Origin of the sequence: Streptomyces calvus (assembly GCF_006782915.1) — a bacterium.
Lineage (GTDB): Bacteria > Actinomycetota > Actinomycetes > Streptomycetales > Streptomycetaceae > Streptomyces > Streptomyces calvus.
In genome coordinates, this window is the sequence record NZ_VCNP01000022.1 from 26441 (window position 1) to 44634 (window position 18194).

The 18194-nt window shown below is 74.1% G+C and carries 16 protein-coding genes; 6 read left to right on the top strand and 10 right to left on the bottom strand.

All coding sequences use genetic code 11. The features are described from left to right. Positions 1-40: 40 nt before the first annotated feature. Positions 41-1039, top strand: a complete 999-nt coding sequence (locus tag FGW31_RS09720; RefSeq protein ID WP_142192979.1) for an aldo/keto reductase — start codon at positions 41-43, stop codon at positions 1037-1039. Positions 1040-1830: 791 nt separating this feature from the next. Next, complete coding sequence (locus tag FGW31_RS09725) at positions 1831-2994, top strand: PQQ-dependent sugar dehydrogenase (RefSeq protein ID WP_233288568.1); 1164 nt, start codon at positions 1831-1833, stop codon at positions 2992-2994. Positions 2995-3001: 7 nt separating this feature from the next. Here FGW31_RS09725 and FGW31_RS09730 read toward each other — a convergent pair whose 3' ends face one another. The 9 genes from FGW31_RS09730 to FGW31_RS09765 all read right to left on the bottom strand — a co-directional run bounded on the left by FGW31_RS09730 (position 3002) and on the right by FGW31_RS09765 (position 12988). After that, complete coding sequence (locus tag FGW31_RS09730) at positions 3002-3226, bottom strand: DUF6191 domain-containing protein (RefSeq protein WP_142192980.1); 225 nt, start codon at positions 3224-3226, stop codon at positions 3002-3004. Positions 3227-3280: 54 nt separating this feature from the next. After that, positions 3281-6316: a helix-turn-helix transcriptional regulator gene (locus FGW31_RS09735; RefSeq protein WP_142192981.1), complete on the bottom strand. Its 3036-nt coding sequence runs from the start codon at positions 6314-6316 to the stop codon at positions 3281-3283. 90 nt (positions 6317-6406) lie between these two features. After that, entirely contained in the window at positions 6407-6583 is a 177-nt protein-coding gene (locus FGW31_RS34970; RefSeq protein WP_167530024.1) for a hypothetical protein, read from the bottom strand. A gap of 139 nt (positions 6584-6722) precedes the next feature. Further along, entirely contained in the window at positions 6723-7448 is a 726-nt protein-coding gene (locus FGW31_RS09740; RefSeq protein WP_142192982.1) for a sulfite exporter TauE/SafE family protein, read from the bottom strand. After that, positions 7439-8494 (bottom strand): ABC transporter ATP-binding protein, encoded by a 1056-nt coding sequence (locus FGW31_RS09745; RefSeq protein WP_142192983.1) that lies wholly within the window; start codon positions 8492-8494, stop codon positions 7439-7441. The genes FGW31_RS09740 and FGW31_RS09745 overlap by 10 nt, the downstream gene beginning before the upstream one ends. After that, positions 8487-9491, bottom strand: a complete 1005-nt coding sequence (locus tag FGW31_RS09750) for an ABC transporter ATP-binding protein (RefSeq protein ID WP_142192984.1) — start codon at positions 9489-9491, stop codon at positions 8487-8489. The genes FGW31_RS09745 and FGW31_RS09750 overlap by 8 nt, the downstream gene beginning before the upstream one ends. Further along, positions 9488-10453 (bottom strand): ABC transporter permease, encoded by a 966-nt coding sequence (locus FGW31_RS09755; protein WP_142192985.1) that lies wholly within the window; start codon positions 10451-10453, stop codon positions 9488-9490. The genes FGW31_RS09750 and FGW31_RS09755 overlap by 4 nt, the downstream gene beginning before the upstream one ends. 14 nt (positions 10454-10467) lie before the next feature. Further along, positions 10468-11397 carry an ABC transporter permease gene (locus FGW31_RS09760; RefSeq protein ID WP_142192986.1) on the bottom strand — a complete coding sequence of 310 codons (930 nt, stop codon included), beginning with the start codon at positions 11395-11397 and terminating at the stop codon, positions 10468-10470. 1 nt (position 11398) lies between these two features. Beyond that, positions 11399-12988, bottom strand: coding sequence for an ABC transporter substrate-binding protein (locus tag FGW31_RS09765; protein ID WP_233452456.1), 1590 nt, complete (start codon positions 12986-12988; stop codon positions 11399-11401). 268 nt (positions 12989-13256) lie between these two features. Between FGW31_RS09765 and FGW31_RS09770 the strand changes: the two genes are divergently transcribed. Genes FGW31_RS09770 through FGW31_RS09785 form a run of 4 tightly spaced genes read left to right on the top strand, consistent with a single transcriptional unit; the run spans position 13257 to position 17547 of the window. After that, positions 13257-14255: a 2-hydroxyacid dehydrogenase gene (locus tag FGW31_RS09770; protein ID WP_142192987.1), complete on the top strand. Its 999-nt coding sequence runs from the start codon at positions 13257-13259 to the stop codon at positions 14253-14255. A gap of 59 nt (positions 14256-14314) precedes the next feature. After that, positions 14315-15589: a glucarate dehydratase family protein gene (locus FGW31_RS09775; protein ID WP_142192988.1), complete on the top strand. Its 1275-nt coding sequence runs from the start codon at positions 14315-14317 to the stop codon at positions 15587-15589. A gap of 7 nt (positions 15590-15596) precedes the next feature. Continuing rightward, positions 15597-16625: a 2-hydroxyacid dehydrogenase gene (locus FGW31_RS09780; protein WP_142192989.1), complete on the top strand. Its 1029-nt coding sequence runs from the start codon at positions 15597-15599 to the stop codon at positions 16623-16625. Positions 16626-16635: 10 nt separating this feature from the next. Then, on the top strand, positions 16636-17547 hold the full coding sequence (locus FGW31_RS09785; protein WP_142192990.1) for a 5-dehydro-4-deoxyglucarate dehydratase: 912 nt from the start codon (positions 16636-16638) through the stop codon (positions 17545-17547). A 72-nt stretch (positions 17548-17619) separates the two neighbouring features. Here the strand turns inward: FGW31_RS09785 and FGW31_RS09790 are convergent, their stop codons facing one another. Then, a complete protein-coding gene (locus tag FGW31_RS09790; protein WP_142192991.1) occupies positions 17620-18180 on the bottom strand; it encodes a hypothetical protein in 561 nt (186 codons plus the stop codon). Positions 18181-18194: the final 14 nt, after the last annotated feature.

Here is an 18194-nt window from a genome sequence, read left to right on the forward strand (position 1 = left end):
GAGGTTAGGTTGGGGGCCGGATAGGGAGGGTCACGAGCAGGTGGAGCGCAGGACGATCGGCGCGGGGGCGCTCGCGGTGGGGGCCGTCGGACTCGGGTGCATGCCGATGAGCTGGGGTTACAGCACGTCCCGGCAGCATGGCGAGAAGTCGCTCAGGGCGGTGCACCGGGCGCTGGATCTGGGCTCGACGCTGCTGGACACCGCCGACATGTACGGCCCGTTCACCAACGAGCTGCTGCTCGGGCGGGTGCTGAAGGAGCGGCGCCGTGACGCGTTCGTGTCCACGAAGGTCGGTCTGCTGGTGGGCGACCAGCACATCGTGGCCAACGGCCGTCCCGGCTATGTGCGCAGGGCCTGTGACGCGTCGCTGCGCCGGCTGGGGACCGATGTCATCGACCTCTACCAGTTGCACCGCGCCGACCCGGAGGTCCCGGTCGAGGAGACGTGGGGCGCGATGGCGGAGCTCGTACGGGCGGGAAAGGTACGGGCGTTGGGGCTGTGCGCGGTGGGGGCGCGCTCGGCGCGGCGGCCGGGGGCGCGGCTGCACGACGCGACGGTGCGGCAGCTGGAGCGGGTGCAGCAGGTCTTCCCGGTGAGCGCGGTGGAGGCGGAGCTGTCGGTGTGGTCGCCGGAGGCGCTGGAGACACTGCTGCCGTGGTGCGAGCAGCGGGGGGTCGGTTTCCTGGCGGCGATGCCGCTGGGCAACGGTTTCCTGACCGGGACGCTGACGCCGGGCGTGGGCTTCGAGGCGGACGACCTGCGGGCCCGGCACCCGCGTTTCACGGCCGAGATGATGGCCGCGAACCAGCCGATCGTGGTCGGCCTGCGCCGTGTCGCCCGCCGGCACGGCGCGCACGTCACGCCGGCCCAGGTGGCCCTGGCCTGGGTGCTGTCCCGGGGCCGCCAGGTGATCCCGGTGCCCGGGGCCAAGCGGGAGCGGTGGGTGGTGGAGAACGCGGCGGCGGCGGACCTGCGCCTGACGGACCGCGACCTCGCGGAGATCGGCGGACTGCCGGCCGCGCAGGGGTCGTGGGACTGAGCGGGAGCCACGGGACACGTGGTGTGCGGGCCGGGAGCGCGCCCGGGGGTACGGGGCCCGGCGTGCGGGGCGCGTGGGCGCGGGTCCGCACCGCCCGGGCCCGCACCGCCCGGGTGGGGACCTCACGGGTGGGGACCTCACGGCGGTGGACGGGAAGACGCCCGGATCGCCGGACCGGCCGGCGGCAGCCCGGGACACGGAGCGGGACGGCGGCAGCCGGGGACGGGGCCGGACGACGACAGCCCGGCACGCCGAGCCGGACGACGACAGCCCGCGGCGCGGAGCCGGACGACGGCAGCCCGCGACGCCGAGCCGGACGACGACAGCCCGCGGCGCCGAGCTGGAAGACGACGGCTGCGGGGCGCGGAGCGGGACGGCGACAACCCAGAACGCCGAGCCGGACGACGACAGCCCGCGACGCCGAGCCGGACGACGACGGCTGCGGGGCGCGGAGCGGGACGGCGGCAGCCCGGAACGCGCAGCCGAACGACGACAGCTGCGGAGCGCGGAGCGGAACGGCGACAACCCAGAACGCCGATCCGGACGGCGGCAGCCCGCGACGCCGAGCCGGACGGCGACGGCTGCGGGGCGCCGAGCCGGACGACGACAACCCAGAACGCCGAGCCGGACGGCGACAGCCCGGGGTGCGGGGCCGGACGGTGACGGCTGCGGGGCGCTCGTGGGAGCCCCGTGGAGGCCCGGAGCGGGGTTCGGGGTCGGGGGATCGGGAACCTGTCGACGCGCGGGCGGTGTATGACAGGGAGGACCCGCCGCGTCGAAGGGACGAGATCGTGCGACTACGCGCCGTGCCGGCCGTGCTGGCCACCGCCGTGCTCCTGCTGACGGCCGGCTGCTCCTCCGGCGACGGAGGACCACCGGGCACCGACGGCAGCGCCTCACCGGGGGACACGGCCACACGGTCGCCGTCCCCGGGGCGCAGCGCCGAGCCGACTCCGCCCGCGAAGGGCTCGGTGAAGGTGGTGCGCACGGTCGCCGAGGGCCTGAACAGCCCCTGGGGCCTGGCGCCCGTGCCGGGCGGGGACCTCCTGGTGTCCTCCCGGGACGAGGCGACCATCACCCGCGTCGACCCGGCCACCGGCGAGAAGACCGAGCTGGGCGAGGTGCCGGGGGTGTCGCCGTCCGGCGAGGGCGGCCTGCTCGGCATCGCCCTCTCCCCCGCGTACGCCTCGGACCGCATGATCTACGCCTACTTCACCTCGGCCTCCGACAACCGCGTCGTCCGCATGATCCACGACGAGGACAAACCGGCCGGTGAACAGCTCGGCGCGCCCGACACCGTCTTCCGCGGCATTCCCAAGGGCGTGATCCACAACGGTGGCCGGATCGCCTTCGGCCCGGACAGGATGCTGTACGTGGGCACGGGCGAGAGCGGCGACACGGGTCTGTCCCAGGACAAGGAGTCCCTGGGCGGCAAGATCCTCAGGCTGACCCCGGAGGGCGAGCCCGCCCCGGGCAACCCCTTCCCGGACTCGCCGGTGTACTCCTACGGCCACCGCAATGTGCAGGGCCTGGCCTGGGACCGCGAACAGCGGCTGTTCGCCTCGGAGTTCGGCCAGAACACCTGGGACGAGCTGAACGCGATACGGCCCGGCGGCAACTACGGCTGGCCACAGGCGGAGGGCCGCTCCGACGAGGGCGGGTTCCGCAACCCGGTCGAGCAGTGGCGCACCGACGAGGCCTCCCCCAGCGGCATCGCCCACGCCGAGGGCTCGGTGTGGATGGCGGGCCTGCGCGGCGAGCGGCTGTGGCGCATCCCGCTGAAGGGCACCGCGGCGTCGGCGGAACCGCAGGCGTTCCTGGAGGGCGAGTACGGCCGGCTGCGCACGGTGGTCGCCGCGGGCGACGACCGGCTGTGGCTGGTCACCAGCAACACCGACGGCCGGGGCGACCCGGAGGACGGCGACGACCGCATCCTGGAACTCCGCGTGAGGTGACCGGAGTTCACTCCTCGTCGGGCCCTTCGGGTTTCTTTGGTTCCTCGGCTTCCTCTGGTTCCTCGGACTGTTCGGCCGGTGGGCGTACGGTGACCTTCCCGGACGTGAGGTCTATCGGCCCGCGTCCGGGGTCGGCGTCGCCGACGTCCTCCCGGGTCAGCTCCAGCCGGTTCCGCTCGTCACGGGTGTGCGCGCGACCGGGGGCGAACAGCTCCTCGAAGGCGTTGAACATCGCTCCCCTTTCCCGGGGCGAATGGATTCTGCACCGATTGTCCCACCCCGGCCGTCACCCGGCCGGTGCCGGGAACAGGCCGAGCCGATGCGCCACCGCCGCCGCCTCGCCACGACCGGAGACGTTCAGCTTGGCCAGGATGTTGGAGACGTGGACGCTGGCCGTCTTCGGCGAGATGAACAGCTCCTCGGCGATACGGCGATTGGTGTGGCCCGCGGCCACCAGGCGCAGGACGTCACGCTCCCGGCCGGTGAGGCCGAGCGCGTCGGCCGGATCGGCGGGTGCGGTGGCCGCGTCCCGGGCGGCGGGAGCGAGCGCGATGCGGGCGCGCCGGGCCAGCAGGGCGACGGAGCGGGCCAGCGGTGCGGCGCCGAGGTGGGCGGCGACGGCGTCGGCCAGGCGCAGCAGATCCGTGGCGCGGGCGCGCGCGTCGTCGCCTTCGCCGGCGGCGAGCAGCGCCTCGGCGAGCCGGAAGCGGACGCGGGCGAGGTCGTAGGGCCGGCCCAGTGGTTCCACCGCCGCGACGGCCGCGGACCATTCGTCCGGTTCGAGCCGGCCCTCGGCGCGCAGCAACTCGGCACGCAGCCACTGGTCGTAGGCCTGCCACACGGGCACTCCGGTCGCCAGGGTCTTGGCCGCCCGGCGGATCCGCTCCAGGATCTCCGGGCGGCCCGGCTCGGTCGCCGGGTTGCCGTGGGCGTCCGCCTCGGCGGTCGTGGCGGCGAGCAGCAGGGGCCAGCCGTAGCGCTGGGTGCCGGGCGGGAGTCCGGTGTCGAGCACGGCGAGCAGTTCGGCACGGGCGTCGGCAAGGCGGCCCTCGGCGGCGGCGATGCCGATGGCGACCCACTTCATGGGGAGCGCGTACTGCGGCATCGGGTCGTGGGTGCCGAAGACGGTACGGGCGTCGGCGAGCCGGCGGGCCGCCGTGGCCGTGTCGCCACGGTCGTACGCGAGGAACGCCTGGCGCATCGAGCCGCCGGCGCGCTGCTTGGCGCTCTGTGCGAGACGCCGGGCGTTGGCCGCGGCGCCGGCCGCCTCGTCCCAGCGGCCGAGGGAGTGGAGGGACTCGGCGAGGTTGCCCCACACCCAGCCCTCGGAATCCAGCAGTCCCAGCCTGCGGGTGGCGTGGACGCCCTCCTGGAGGAGCCGCGCGGCCTCCTCGGAGCGGCCGACGCCTTCGAGGACGGACGGGAGGTTCACCTGGGCGCGGGCCACCACCATGTCCACGCCCAGTTCGGTCGCCCGGTCCTTGACCTCGTACATCTCGGCGAGCCCGGACTCGATGTCACCGGCGTCGACCATGAGGCCGCCGAGCGTGAGCCGGGCGTTGAGCTCGATGTCGTGGGCGCCGACCATGCGCGCGTACTCGACGGCGCGTTCGGCGGCGGCCATGGCCTCCGGGCCGGGCCGGTGCAGCATCGACCAGGCGGCCGCGGAGGCGAGGACCTCGGCGTGCACCTCGGACGGGGGCAGTCCGCGCACCAGGTCCTGTGCGGTGCCGAGTTCGGCCCAGCCGTCGCCGCGGGCGAGGGCCTGGGTGAGCCGGGAGCGCTGCACCCAGAACCAGGCGGCGCGCAGCGGGTCCGGGTCCACGTCGAGGAGGCGCAGCGCCCGCTTGGTGATCTTCATCGAGCGTTCGCGTTCCCCGCAGAGGCGGCCGGCCACGGCGGCTTCGGCCATCAGGTCGAGGTAACGCAGCGGCGTGGTCGCGGGGTCGCCGCCGCACGGGGGACAGACCTCCGCGTGGTCGAGGGGGCGCAGGCCGTCCCGTACGGCGTCGGGGACGGCGTTCCACAGTTCCATGGCCCGCTCCAGCAGCCGCAGTTGCTCGGAGTAGGCGTGCCGTCGGCGGGCCTCGACGGAGGCGTCGAGGACGGCGGGCAGGGCCTTGGCGGCGTCGTGGGCGTGGTACCAGTAACTGGCCAGGCGGGTCACCCGCTCGTCGGCGGGGACGAGGGTGGGGTCGGCCTCCAGGGCCTCGGCGTAGCGGCGGTTGAGGCGGGCGCGTTCGCCGGGCAGCAGGTCGTCGCTGACGGCCTCGCGGACCAGGGAGTGGCGGAAGCGGTAGCCGTCGCGCTCGGGGGCGGTGGCGAGGATGCCGGCGTTGACGGCGGCGCGCAGGGCCTCGATGAGGTCGTCCTCGGTGAGCCGGACGACCGCGGCGAGCAGTCGGTGCTCGACGGTGGAGCCGCCCTCGGCGACGATCCGGGCGACGTGCTGGGCGCTGACCGGCAGCGCCTCGACGCGGACCAGGAGGAGGTCGCGCAGCGAGTCGGTGAGTCCGGTGCAGCAGCCCTCGTCGGCGGCGACGGCGAGTTCCTCGACGAAGAAGGCGTTCCCGTCGGAGCGTTCGAAGATGTCGTCGACGCGGTCGGGGTCGGGGTCGCGGGCGAGGATGCCGGCGATCTGCCGGTGGACCTCCTCGCGGTTGAAGCGGCCGAGTTCGATCCGCTGGACCGTGCGGAGCCGGTCGAGTTCGGCGAGGAGGGGGCGCAGCGGGTGGCGTCGGTGGATGTCGTCGGAGCGGTAGGTGGCGAGGACGACGAGGCGGCCGGTGCGCAGGGTGCGGAACAGGTAGGCGAGCAGGTGACGGGTGGAGGCGTCGGCCCAGTGCAGGTCCTCCAGGGCGAGGACGACGGTGTGGTCGGCGGCGACGCGTTCCAGCAGGCGGGCGGTGAGTTCGAAGAGGCGGGCCATGCCCTGTTCGTCGCGGCGGGCCTCGCGGGCGGCGGCGGTGCCGAGTTCGGGCAGCAGACGGGCGAGTTCCTCCTCCTGTCCGGCGGCCGCGGCGGCGAGCTGGTCCGGCAGTTCGCGGCGCAGGTGGCGCAGGGCGGTGGAGAAGGGCGCGAAGGGCAGTCCGTCGGCGCCGATCTCCACGCAGCCGCCGAGCGCGACGACCGCGCCGCGACGGCGGGCCGAGGCGGCGAACTCCTCGACGAGGCGCGTCTTGCCCACACCGGCCTCGCCTCCGACGAGCAGCGCCTGGGGCTCGGCGGTGGCGCGGGCGAGCGCGGTGTTCAGCGTGTCGAGTTCGGTGCTGCGGCCCACGAACACGGGACTGACGGACTTGGTCTCCACGCTGCTGAGCATGGCACGCTCCTCCGACGAGGGGTCACCGGTTTTCGCAGCGGCAGCCCGCGGGAGCCGGGGCGGGGGCCGGCCGCGGTGGTGCGGGCGGTCTCATGCGGTGCGGGTGAACCAGTGGCGGCGGGTATGGCTCTCCGCCTCGGGGCTTCGTGCGGCGGCTTCCCGGCCGGTGGCGCGGCGGAGGCGCAGCGCCTCCCGGGCCAGGCGCTCGTGCTCCGCGCGGTGGAGGAGTTCGTCGTGGCGGAGCCGGCGCAGTGCGTACTCGAACATGGTGTGTCCCCTTGGAGGATTCGGTGTCGGCCATCGCTGTCCGCGATGGCTCCACCTTCGTCTCCGAGGCGGGTCCGCCACATCGGGAGAGTTTCGTATCTTGCGGCCGGGCCGGGGCCTTAGAAGGTGTGCGGGACTCCTAAGGCCCCACGTGCCGCGCCACCAGTCCCGCCGCGCCGGCGACCGCGAGGGCCATGGCCGCCGTACGGGTGTGCCGGGCGTTCAGCCGTCGGGTCAGCGGACCGGCGAGCAGCACACCGGCGGCCGCCGCGGGCGCGAGCAGCGCGGTGCGTTGCATGGTGTGCGCCCCGATCGCGCCGGCCGCCGCCAGCGCGGCCAGGCTCATCAGCGAGCCGACGAGGAAGAACGCGCTCATGGTGGCCCGCAGCCGGGGCCCGCTCAGCCGCTGCCACACCATCGCCATCGGCGGGCCTCCGATGGACGTGGCCGTGCCCATCAGCCCGGACACCGTCCCGGCCAGGAAGACCGAGGAGCGGCGCGGCCGCGGCGCGTACCCGGCCGCGCTCGCGGCGACGCCGGCGAGGACGACCCCGGCGATGAGCAGCGCGAGGTGCCGGGCGGGCAGCAGCACCACGAGCAGTGCGCCGGCGGCCGTCCCGGGCACCCGCCCGGCCAGCGCCCAGCCGCAGCCGCGCAGATCCGTCCCGCCGCCCTCGCGGGCCAGGACCGCGGCCGTGACACCGGCGGCGAGCAGCAGCACGACCGGCGGTGCCAGGGTGGGGTCGACCAGGGAGAACACCGGCGCGGCGAGCATGCCCAGGCCGAAGCCGACGGAGACCTGGAGCACCGCGCCGATGCCGACCGTGAGGGAGAGCAGGACGAACTCCCCTCCGGTCAGGCCCACGCGGTCCCGGCCTCCAGCGGGAAGTGGCACAGGGCGGTGTGGGCGTCGCCGCCGCCCGCGCCGTCCCGTACGACGGCCGGGGGCGCCTCGGCGGCGCACCGGTCCTCGGCGCGCGGGCAGCGGGTGCGGAAGCGGCAGCCGGACGGGATGTCGAAGGGCGAGGGGATCTCGCCCTGGAGCCGGATCTCCCGGTCCTCGCCGGAGCGGGAGGTGTCCAGGACCGGAGCCGCCGACATCAGCGCGGCGGTGTAGGGGTGGCGGGGCTGTTCGAAGACGTCCTCGGTGGCGCCGTGTTCGATGACCTTGCCGAGGTACATCACGGTCACCCGGTCGGAGATGTACCGCACCACGGACAGGTCGTGGGAGATGAAGACGTAGGCGACGCCGAGCCGGGACCGGAGTTCCGAGAGCACGTTGAGGACCTGGGCCTGCACGGACAGGTCCAGGGCGGACACCGGTTCGTCGCAGACGATGACGTCGGGGTCCAGGGCCAGGGCGCGGGCGATGCCGATGCGCTGGCGCTGCCCGCCGGAGAACTCGTTGGGATGGCGGTGGGCGTCGCTGTCGCGCAGTCCGACGAGGGACAGCAGTTCCCGGATCCGCTTCTCGCGGGCCCTGGCGTCCGGTACGACGTCCCGGTGGGTGCGCCAGGGCTCGCCGATCAGTTCGGCGGCCGACATGCGGGCGTTGAGCGAGGCGAAGGGATCTTGGAAGACCATCTGGACGCGGCGGCGCCAGGCCAGCAGTTCCTTGCCGCGCAGGGCGAAGGGGTCGACGCCGTCGTAGCGGACGGTGCCGGCGTCGGGCCGTTCCAGGCCGAGCAGCACCCGGGCCAGGGTGGACTTGCCGCAGCCGGACTCGCCGACCAGGCCGAGGGTCTCGCCCCGGCCGAGTCGCAGGTCGACGCCGTCCAGGGCGGTCAGTCGGCGCCGGCCGCTGCCGAAGGTCTTGGTGACGCCGCGGACCTCCAGCAGCGGCGGGTGCCCGTCGGGGCCCTGCGTGCGCGGTCCGGGGGCGGCGGCGGTGGTGCGGGACGGGTCAGGCACGGTCGAGCTCCTCGGAGAAGTGGCAGGCGGCCGAACGTCCGTCGCCCGTGCCGCGCAGCGACGGCCGCTCGCGGACGCATCGTTCGCGCACCATCGGGCAGCGGGCCTGGAAGACGCAGCCGGGCGGGACCGCGCTGAGCTCGGGCGGGCTGCCGGGCACGGCGGGCAGCGGGCGGCCGCGCTCGGCGTCCTCGGGGACCGAGTCGAGCAGTCCGCGGGTGTAGGGGTGGCGGGGCGAGGTGAACACGTCGTGCACCGGGCCCTGTTCCACGACCGTGCCGGCGTACATCACCACCACGTCGTCGGCGCGCTGGGCGACCACGGCCAGGTCGTGGGTGATCAGGACGACGGCCATGTCCCGCTCGTGCTGGAGGTCCCGCAGCAGCCGCATGATCTGGGCCTGCACGGTGACGTCGAGCGCGGTGGTCGGCTCGTCGGCGATGAGGACGTCGGGGTCGAGGGCGACGGCCATGGCGATCAGCAGCCGCTGGCGCATGCCGCCGGAGAACTGGTGCGGATAGGACTTGGCCCGCTGCCTGGGCTCGGGGATGCCCACGCGGGTCATCAGCTCGATCGCCTTCTCCTCGGCCTGACGGCGGCTCAGTCCGCGGTGGATGCGGAACGGCTCGCCGATCTGCCGGCCCACCGGCTGCACCGGGTTGAGAGCGGTCAGGGCGTCCTGGAAGACGATGGACAGCACGGGTCCGGCCAGCTTGCGGCGCTCGGCCGCGCTCATCCGCAGGGTGTCCTGGCCCCTGACCCGTACGGCGCCCGCGGTCACCTCGGCGGCGGGGTCCAGCAGTCCCACCACCGACAGTGCGGTCATCGACTTGCCGCAGCCGGACTCGCCGAGCAGGGCCAGGGTGCGGCCGCGGCGGACGCTGAAGCTGACGCCGTCCACGGCGCGGACCGTGCCGGAGACGGTGCTGAGGTCCACGCACAGGCCCTCGACGGCGAGGGCGGGTTCGGTGGCGGGCGGGGCGGGCGTGGTCGTCACGGGGTCATCTCCGGGGGGACGGCGGCGGAGGCACCGCGGCGCTTGCGGGGCAGCGTCAGCCGCCAGCGCTGGGCGGGGTCGGTGGCGATGCGGGCCCAGGCGGCGAGCACCGTCGCGGACACGGTGGTGAGCACGATGGCGAGGCCCGGCAGCACCGTGATCCACCAGGCGGTCTGCAGGTACTGCCGGCCCTGGGCGACCATCAGGCCCCAGCTGACGTCCGGCGGCTGGATCCCGATGCCGAGGAAGCTCAGCGAGGACTCGGTGAGCATCACGAAGCAGAAGTCGAGGGTGGCGACGGTCAGCAGCGTCGGCAGGGCGATCGGCAGGATGTGCCGGTGGATGATGTGCCGGCCGGGAGTGCCGAAGGTGCGGGCCGCGTCGACGAACAGCCGGCTGCGCAGCTCGGCCGCCTCCGCCCGGGAGGTGCGCAGGTAGACCGGAATGCGGGCCACGGCGAGGATCAGCACGATGTTCAGCGCGGAGGGCGAGAGGACGTAGAGCACGACCACGGCGATGAGCAGGGAGGGGAAGCTGAGGATGACGTCGGCGACGCGCATCGCCACGCTCTCCCGGCGTCCTCCGTGGTAGCCGGCCCACAGGCCGACGGCGGAGCCGATCAGCAGCGAGCACAGCACCGCGGGCACCGCCACGGACAGGGTGGTCGCGGCCGCGTCGATCAGACGGGCCAGCACGCTGCGGCCGAGGACGTCGGTGCCGAGCAGCCCGTACACGCCGTCGCCCAGGGACGGCGGGCGCAGCGAGGCGTCCAGGTCCTGGCGCTGGGCGCGGTCGCCGATGAACAGCCGGCCGAAGAGGGCGACGAGGACGACCGAGGTGAGGACGACGGCCGCGACGGCCGCGGCGCGGTCCCGGCCGAGCAGCAGCCACCAGCGCGGCGGACGGTTGCGGGCGGGGGCGGTGTCCTCGGCGGGAGCGGCGGAGGTCTCTGCTGTCGTCATGCTGTTTCCTTCGCTCACGCCGGCACCGCCTGACGTACTCGGGGGTCGGTCAGCGCGTGGCAGACGTCGACGAGGATGTTCAGCGCGAAGATCGTCACCGCGGTGAGCAGCACGGCTGCCTGGAGGACCGCGAAGTCGCGCTGCAGGATGGAGTCGATCATGAGCTTGCCGATGCCGGGCCAGCCGAAGATCGTCTCCACGATGACGGCGCCGTTGACCAGGCCGACGGTGAGGTCGCCGGCCACGGTGAGCACCGGCGTCACCGCGTTGCGCAGGGCGTGGCCGAAGATCACCCGGCGGGGCGTGGCGCCCTTGCTGCGGGCGATCTTGACGTAGGGCGCGGAGAGGGCGGAGACCATGCTGCCGCGCACCACCTGGACCAGCACGCCGAACGGGCGGATCAGCAGGGTCGCGACGGGCAGCACCCACACCTCGGGGCCGCCGAGGGTGCCGGAGGTGGGCAGCCAGGCGAGGCTCACGCCGAAGACCAGGACGCCCATGACGGCGAACCAGAAGTCGGGGATGCTGGCGGCCGTCATCGACAGCAGGCTGGCGATGCGGTCGACGGCGGAGTTGGGCCGGTAGGCGGCCAGGCTGCCGATCAGCACCGCTCCGGTGATCGCCAGCAGCATGGTGACGCCGGCGAGCTGGAGGGTGACGGGGAAGGCGTCGAAGACCATCTCGGTCGCGGACTGTCCGGTCCGCAGCGAGGTGCCGAAGTCGAGTTGCGCGGCGTCGACGAGGTAGTTCCACAGCTGGGCCGGGACGGACAGGTCGAAGCCCTGCGCGGCGGAGAACTCGGCGCGCTGCTCGGCGGTGGCGCTCAGCGGGAGGTAGAGGTCGACCGGGTTGCCGGTCATCCGGGCCAGGAAGAACACGCCCAGCACCACGCACACCAGGGGGACGGCGCTGGAGAGGATGCGTTTGCGCAGAAAAGGAACCATGTCAGTGCTTCGCCTTCGCCGGGCTGACCTCTGCCAGCCGCATCTCGTCGCCGGTGGCGGAGTTGGGTTCGTACCGGATCGACCGTGACAGGCCGAGCAGTCCGCTCATGTGGGCCAGGTGGGTGTACTGGACGACCGTCTCGTTCTGGTCGGCGAGCAGCTCGGCGAAGGCCTTCTGGCGTTCCGCGCCGGAGAGCGCGCCCGCCCCGGCGATCCGCCGGTCGAGCTCCTCGGTGCCGAACGCGGACTGCGGTCCGTCGCTCAGCAGGTACTGGCTGGTGGTGAAGGCCGCGTCACCGGCCTGGTTGCCGTGCATGATCAGCAGGGCGATGGGGCCGACGCCCTTGGGCAGCGGCCTCAGCTGGTACTGGAGCTGGGTGGCGGTGTCGGCCATGCGGACCTTGACGTTCAGGCCGATCCGCTGCATCTGGTACTGGAGGGCTTCGGCGGTCTCCGACACGCCGGCGAACATGCCGTTGCGGGCGACCAGGGTGATCTGCCGGCCGACGGGCACGCCGTCGGCCTTCGCCTCCTCGACCAGGGCCCTGGCGCGGGCCACGTCCTGCCGCACGGGTTCGATGCCGTCGTTGTGGCCGACCACTCCGGGCGGGACCAGCTGGCCGGCGGGTTCGGCGAGGCCGCCGAGCAGGGCGTCGATGATGCCCTCGCGGTCCACGGCCAGGTCGACGGCGCGGCGCACCCGGATGTCGTCGAGCGGTGCCTCGCGGCCGTCCAGCCGCAGCGCGGTCGTCTCGTTGTTGGGATAGGAGGCGGTGGTGTCCTTCTCCGCCTCGACGGGGTCGAGGGCGACGGCGATCTCCGCCTCGCCCTTGTCGATCATGGCGGCCCGGACGCTGGCGTCGCTCCGCCAGACGTAGCGGGCGCGGGGGAAGTCGGGGGCCTCGCCCCAGTAGTCGTCGTGGCGGTGCAGGGAGATGGCCGCTCCGGGCTGCCAGGAGCCGACGGCGTAGGGGCCGGTGCCGACGGGGATGCGGACCTTGGCGTCGGGGTCGGTGGTGCGCGGCACGATCTCCACGAAGCTCAGGCGCAGCGGCAGGATCGGGTCGGGCTGTTCGGTGGTGACGGTCAGGCGGGTGTCGCTCACCGCCTTCACCTCGAGGTCGTCGTCACCGAAGACGTAGCCCTCGACGTTGCAGGCGAGGTCGGAGTTGACCGCCCGGTCGATGGAGAAGGCGGCGTCCCGCGCGGTGAAGGGCGCGCCGTTGTGGAAGGTCACGCCGGTGCGCGTGTCGAAGGTCCAGGTGCGCTCGCCGGTCTGCTTCCAGCCGGTGGCGAGCAGGGGGTGGAGTTCGCCGGAGTCCGGGTCGCGCTCGACGAGCGGCTCGGTGATGTTGGACCGGACGACGACGCCGGTGCCGGTCAGTGAGGCTTCGCAGGGTTCCAGCGTGGGTGGTTCCTGGGTGAGCACCACGCGCAGGGTGCGGCCGTCGGCGCGGCCCGCGTCGCCGGCGGCGCTGCCCACCACGGCGCAGCCGCTGGACAGCAGCACCGTGCCCGCCAGGAGCGCCGCGGTCGTCGCGCGGAGCCGCCTGCGCCGGGCGGGCGGGGCGGGGGAAACGGAGAACTTCATCGTCGGCTCGTCTCCGGTGAGTGCGGATGTGTCGCGTTCCACGTACGGGCGACGGCGAGGAGCTGTCTACACTGACGTACCCGGTCCGCATCTGTGAACGCCGAAGCTAAACCGGCACCGTGGCAGCGTCAAGAGATGCGCAGGACCGGATCCGCCCCGCACCCTCCCCCGCCCCGGCCCGCCCGGCCCTCCGTCCGCACCTCTCACGCCACGCCCCGGCGCATCCGAGCACCTCGGCCGCGGGCCCGCGACGACCCCAGGAGAGCACATGCCCCAGTCCGGCACCACGACCGACATCACGCCCGGCGCCCCGGTCCCGCCGGCCACCCTGCTCCAGGTGTCGCCCCTGCTCCCGGGCCTGGAGCGGGCCCTGGCCGACCGCTACCCGACGGTCCGCCTGCACGAACTGCCCGACCCGGCGGCGTACCTGCGCGACCACGGCGACACCGTGACGGCCGCGGTGACCAGCGCCCGGACCGGTGTCGGTGACGCCCTGATGGACGCGCTGCCGCGGCTCGGCGCGATCGTGCACTTCGGCGTGGGTCACGAGACCACCGACGTGGTGCGCGCCCGGGCGCGCGGCATCGACGTGGCCACCACCCCGGACGTGCTCACCGACTGCGTGGCCGACCTGGCCGTCGGCGGGCTGATCGACTCCATGCGCCGGCTGTCGGCGGCCGACCGCTACGTGCGCGCCGGAGGGTGGACGGCGGCGCCGTTCCCGCTGGCCACGCGGGTGAGCGGGAAGCGCGTCGGCATCCTCGGGCTGGGCCGTATCGGCCGGGCCGTGGCGCGGCGGCTGGAGGGGTTCGGCACGCAGGTGTCGTACTGCTCGCGCACCCCCGTGCCCGGTGTCGCCTACCGGTACCTGCCCACCGCCGAGGCGCTGGCCGCGGCGTGCGACGCGCTGGTCGTCACCGTCGCGGGCGGCGCCGCGACCGGGCGTCTCGTCTCGGCGACGGTGCTGGACGCGCTCGGCCCGGCGGGCCATCTGGTGAACGTGGCACGGGGCAGCGTGGTCGACGAGCCGGCGCTGGTCACGGCCCTGCGAACGGGACGGATCGCGGGTGCGGCGCTGGACGTCTTCGCCGACGAGCCGCACGTGCCCCGGGAGCTGCTGGAGTCCGACCGGGTGGTCCTGCTCCCGCACATCGCCAGCGCCACCCACGAGACCCGCGAGGCCATGGCCGACCTGGTGCTGCGCAATGTGGAGCGGTTCATGACCGAGGGGGTGCTGCTCACTCCCGTACCGGCGTCCGCCCATTGACACCGCCACCCTCAGCTGTCTACAAATGAGAACGCCGACTACATATGAGGATGGCATTCATGGTTCGGACCTCAGAGCGGATCGCCGGCGTCACCGTCACCCCCGTGGCCTTCCGGGACTACCCCCTGCTGAACACCGTCGGGGTGCACGAGCCCTACGCCCTGCGCACCGTCGTGGAGATCACCACGGTGGGCGGCGTCCACGGGATCGGCGAGACCTACGGCGGCACGGTGCACCTGGAACGGCTGCGCCGCGCCGGCGACGCCCTGGTCGGCATGGACGTCTGGAGCCTCAACGACCTGATCGCCCGCACCACCCGCGCCCTCGGCGCGGACACCACCGGCGGCGACGGCATGTCCGGCATGGTCACGGGCAGCTCCGCCGTGGACCGGGTCATGTCGCCGTTCGACGTGGCCTGCCTCGACATCCAGGGCAAGCTGCTGGGCCGCCCGGTCAGCGATCTGCTGGGCGGCGCGGTGCGCGACTCCGTCCCCTACAGCGCGTACCTCTTCTACAAGTGGGCCGGACACCCGGGCCAGGAGGACGACGACTGGGGCCCGGCACTCGACCCGGCCGGGCTGGTCGAGCAGGCCCGCCGCATGATCGACACCTACGGCTTCACCTCGATCAAGCTCAAGGGCGGCGTCTTCCCGCCCGACGAGGAGATCGCGGCGATCAGGGCGCTGCGCGAGGCGTTCCCGGACCTGCCGCTGCGCCTCGACCCCAACGCCGCCTGGAGCACGGACACCTCGCTGCGCGTCGCCCGGGAGCTGGACGGTGTGCTGCAGTACCTGGAGGACCCGACCGAGGGCATCGACGGCATGGCCGCCGTGGCGGCCGGGACCTCCACACCGCTGGCGACCAACATGTGCGTGGTCTCCTTCGACGATCTCGCGCCGGCCGTGTCCAAGGCGGCGGTGGGCATCGTCCTGTCCGACCACCACTTCTGGGGCGGTCTGCGGCGCTGCGGCCAACTCGCCGCGATCTGCGAGACGTTCGGGCTCGGCATGTCGATGCACTCCAACTCGCACCTGGGCATCAGCCTCGCGGCGATGACCCACCTCGCCGCCTCGACCCCGCGGCTGACCTACGCCTGCGACACGCACTGGCCGTGGAAGCGGCCGGACGAGGACGTGGTCGACCCCACCCCGCTGACGTTCCGCGAGGGCCGCCTCGCCGTGCCGACGGCTCCGGGCCTCGGCGTCGAACTGGACCGGGACGCGCTCGCCCGGCTGCACCGCCAGTACCTCGACTGCGGGCTGCGCGACCGCGACGACACCGGCTACATGCGGCGCTTCGAGCCCGCGTTCACCGCCACGACCCCCCGGTGGTGAGCGGCCGATGCGCATCCTGCTGAACCACCGCATCCTCAGCCGCTTCCACGACCGGCTGAAGGCCGCCACCCGCGGCCCGCACGAGTGGCTGGAGACCCACGACCAGGACCCGGCCGCGGTGTCCGAGGCCATCGCCGACGCCGACGTGTTCGTCGGCTCCAGGCTGAGCCCCGAGGACGCCCGCCGCGCCGGACGGCTGCGCCTGGTCCACGTCGTCGGCGCCGGATACGACGGCATCCCGCTGGACGCCCTCCACCCGGGCGTCACCGTCGCCACCACCCACCACCACGGCCGGTCCATCGCCGAGCACGTGCTGATGTCGGTCCTGATGCTCTCCCGGGACGTGCTGGGAGCCGACCGCGCGCTGCGCGCCGGACACTGGCGCAACGTGGCGGTCGATCCCGCGCTGCCGTTCGGGACGACGCTGGCGGGCCGCCGGGTCGGCGTCATCGGCTTCGGCGAGACCGGCACCGAGGTCGCCCGGCTGTGCCAGGCGGTCGGCCTGCGCGTCCGCGCCGTACGGCGTGACCCCTCCGCCCCGTACCCGTCCGACCTGCGGCCCGACTGGATCGGCGGCGACGACCGGCTGCCCGACCTCCTCGCCGACTCCGACGTCGTGGTGGTCACCGTCCCGCTGAACGCCGCCACCACGGGACTGATCGGCCCCGCCGAACTGGCGGCCATGGCTCCCGGTGCCCTGCTGGTCAACGTGGCCCGGGGACCGGTCGTGCAGGAGGAGGCGCTCTACGAGGCGCTGCGCTCGGGCACCCTCGCCGGCGCCGCGCTGGACGTGTGGTGGTCGGGCCCGCCCGGGGCGCCGAGCCGGCTGCCCTTCCACGAGCTGCCGAACGTGCTGATGACCCCGCACCACTCCGGCCACACGGCCGAGACCTTCGCCGCACGCGCCACCGAGATCGCCGCCAACATCGACCGGCTGGAGCGAGGCGACGCGCTCAGCAACGTGGTCCGCGCGCCGGCACCGGCCGGCGGCGTCGCCGCCCCACCCCCGTCCCCCGCTGTCCCTCACGACGAGTAGGAAACCACCCATGCTCGAAGGCGTTCTCTTCTTCCCCGTCACCCCGTTCACCGCGGCCGGTGACGTCGACCTCGACGCGCTGCGCCGCCACATCTCGGCCGGGGTCGACGCCGGCCCGGGCGGCGTGTTCGTCGCCTGCGGCACCGGCGAGTTCCACGCCCTGGACCTGGAGGAGTTCGGCGCGGTCGTCCGGACCGCCGTCGAGGCGGCGGGCGGCCGGGTCCCGGTGTACGCCGGGGCCGGCGGCTCCCTCGGCCTGGCCCGGCGGTTCGCGCGGGCCGCGGCCGAGGCCGGCGCGGACGGCCTGCTACTCATGCCGCCCTACCTGGTCGAGGCGCCCGCCGCCGGGCTGGTCGCCTACACCCGGGAGGTCGCCGGGGAGACCGCTCTGCCGGTGATCGTCTACAACCGTGCCAACGCGCGCTTCGACGAGCACTCGGCGGCCAAGGTCGCCCAGGTGCCCACCGTCGTCGGCTTCAAGGACGGCACCGGCGACCTCGACCTGCTGGCGCGGATCATCCCGGCCGTGCGCGAGGCGCTCGACGGGACCGGCAAGGAGTTCCAGTTCTTCAACGGCATGCCCACCGCCGAGGCGAGCCAGCCGGCGTACCGGGCGCTGGGCGTGACGCTGTACTCGTCGGCGGCGTTCGCGTTCGCGCCGGACGTCTCCCTCGCCTTCCACCGCGCGGTGGAGACCGGCGACCAGAAGCGGATCGACGCGCTGCAGCGGGTCTTCTTCCACCCGCTGGTGCGGCTGCGCAAGCGGGTCCCGGGCTACGCGGTGGCGCTGGTGAAGGCCGGTGTCACCCTGGAGGGCCTGGACGCCGGGCCGGTCCGGCCGCCGCTGACGCCGCTGGCCCCGGGTGAGGTCGAGGAGCTGGCGGCGATCATCGCCGAGGGCCGCGCCGTGCTCGCCTCCTGATCCGCGCCGTCCTCCGGAACGCGCGAGGGGTCCCGGACGTCCGGGACCCCTCGCGCGTGCGTCGGTGCCGGGTCAGCCGGTGGAGGGCAGGCCCAGGAGCACATCGGTGTACTTGAGCACGGCCAGCAGCAGCCCGACGACGCCGAGCGAGACGCCCGCCCAGGCGACCGACTTGATCCAGGGCGCCTGGACGGACCGTCCGGGCGTGCCGAAGGCGGGCCGCACCAGCACCACCGCGCCGACGATCAGCGCGGTCAGCGCGAACAGGCCGCCCCACAGCGCACTGGTCTGCCAGGCGTCGCCGTACACCTCCTTGACCTGGGTGGCGACGCCGGCGTTCGCGGCCGTCTCCAGCTGGCCCACGAGGGTCTCGCGCGCGGCGGCGACGGTGCCCAGCCAGCTCCCGGTGAGCGAGACGACGCCGAGCGCCGCGGAGACCACCGCGGCGGCGCCCTGCCCGACACCGGACGGGCTCTCCTGCTCGGTCTCCTGCTCGGCCCCGGGCGCGTCGTCCTGCGCTTCCGGTTCCGTTCCGGTCCCTTCATCGGACGCGGTGGTGTCCACGGCCGTCTCGTCGCGCTCGGTCCCGGCTCCGGTTTCGGCTCCGGTTTCGTCCACTGTCTTGGTTCCCATGTCCCGCACCGTAC